The sequence below is a fragment of the Oceanospirillum linum genome, assembly GCF_001995095.2.
GTDB lineage: Bacteria > Pseudomonadota > Gammaproteobacteria > Pseudomonadales > Halomonadaceae > Oceanospirillum > Oceanospirillum linum.
The window spans coordinates 1-391 of sequence record NZ_MTSD02000230.1; the positions used below are offsets into that span (position 1 = coordinate 1).

A 391-nucleotide genomic window follows, 5' to 3' on the forward strand; every position below is an offset into this window, starting at 1 on the left:
ATATTGTAGATCAATGAACTTTGCGCAGACTCTCCTGTAACTTTATGTAACAACCAGTCTAGCGTGCCTGAATGTGTCACTTTACCCTGCTGTAATTGATGTAGTTTGAGTTGCCTTGAACCTTCTTGAGCACGGTAGCTGGCACTTAGGGCTTGAGCGCTAAAACTATTAAAGCGCAGCTTTTTCACTTCTAAGTCAAAATCTGGCCAAGCTGCGCTAAACAATGAATTCAGTATCGATAAATCTTCTACAGCAGATTTTTGCTCTTCAGGCTTAGTCTCCGAAGGTTTTTGATAGTCAAGCTTATCCACTGATATGCCTATAGCAGGGTTATGTTCGGAACGCATAAATTTAGCCTGAAGCTCTTGGCTCGTAATGGCCGCGGATAGAT

Annotated in this window: 1 protein-coding gene; it reads right to left on the bottom strand. The window is 42.5% G+C overall.

What is annotated here, in order from left to right; all coding sequences use genetic code 11:
- Positions 1-347, bottom strand: a 347-nt coding sequence (locus tag BTA35_RS17425; protein WP_139363764.1) for a hypothetical protein, incomplete at its 3' end; no start/stop codon positions are given.
- Positions 348-391: the final 44 nt, after the last annotated feature.